1 pseudogene is annotated in these 1,161 nt (G+C 43.6%); it reads left to right on the top strand.

The features are described from left to right. The first annotated feature begins 68 nt into the window (after nt 1–68). Nucleotides 69–1,132: pseudogene (locus UYC_RS37090) on the top strand (IS630 family transposase). Nucleotides 1,133–1,161 lie beyond the last annotated feature (29 nt).

The following is a 1,161-nucleotide window of genomic DNA, read 5'->3' as shown; positions in this document are numbered from 1 at the left end:
TTATATCAAGTTCGGATGAGTACTTATAATAAAGGGAGAACAGTTGCAGTGCATCTATACTAAGTTTTATGCCGAAAAGGATTGCGCTCGTTAACCACATGAGTACGGAAGAACTGTTGGTTGGCTATCGTCAGGCAAAAGAAGCAATAGAACGTAGCCACTATCAAATAATTTGGTTATTAGCGACAGGAAAAACGGCGGCGGAGGTGGCGCAAGTAACAGGGTATACAAGAATCTGGATTTATCAGTTAGTAAAACGCTATAACGAACTAGGCGCAAGCGCACTGGGAGACCAAAGGCATCATAATCCAGGAAAAAAAGCACTCTTTACAGATGTACAACAAGCGCAACTGTGGCAGGTACTGGAAGGCAAAGCACCGGATGGTGGGTTGTGGAATGGTCGCAAGGTAGCAAATTGGTTAAGTGAACTGACAGGAAAACGTATCAGTCGCCATCGGGGGTGGGAGTATCTACAACAAATGAGATATAGACTGCGTGTTCCGCGACCAGAACATGGGGAGAGTGAGCTTCTAGAGCAAGAAAATTGGAAAAAAAACTGAATTTGAGGCTCAAGTTTCTTCAAGCTCGATATCCAAACGCTGAAATCGAGGTTTGGTGCATGGACGAACATCGTCTTGGACTTCATCCCATCCTGCGTCGAGTTTGGGTTCCACAAGGCTCTCAACCAATGGCCTCAGTCATACAAAAGTATCAATGGATGTGGCTATATGGTTTTGTACACCCAGAATCAGGAGAAACTTATTGGTGGGTTCTTCCCTATGTAAACACAGAGATATTTAATCGTGTGTTGGCTGATTTTGCCCGTGAATATGGTTTGGGAAGTGACAAACGAGTACTTCTAGCTATTGATCAAGCGGGTTGGCACATCAGTCATGATTTAGAGTTACCCGAAGGTATTGATTTAATCTATCTACCTGCCTACTCCCCGGAACTACAACCCGCAGAACGTTTGTGGCCTTTGGCTAACGAGATTGTCGCTAATCACTCCCCAAGTTCTTTAGATGAATTAGAAGCTTTGTTAGTGCTTCGTTGTCAACAACTGATCAAACAACACGATTTCATCTCTGGTCTAACTTGCTACTACTGGTGGCCAAAAACAAGGGCAGCTTAATTATAAGTGTTCATCCGAACATGATATTA

The sequence above is a fragment of the Chlorogloeopsis fritschii PCC 6912 genome (genome assembly GCF_000317285.1).
Taxonomy (GTDB): domain Bacteria; phylum Cyanobacteriota; class Cyanobacteriia; order Cyanobacteriales; family Nostocaceae; genus Chlorogloeopsis; species Chlorogloeopsis fritschii.
Note: the sequence above shows the minus strand (reverse complement) of the source record. Positions and strands in the feature narration are given on the sequence as shown.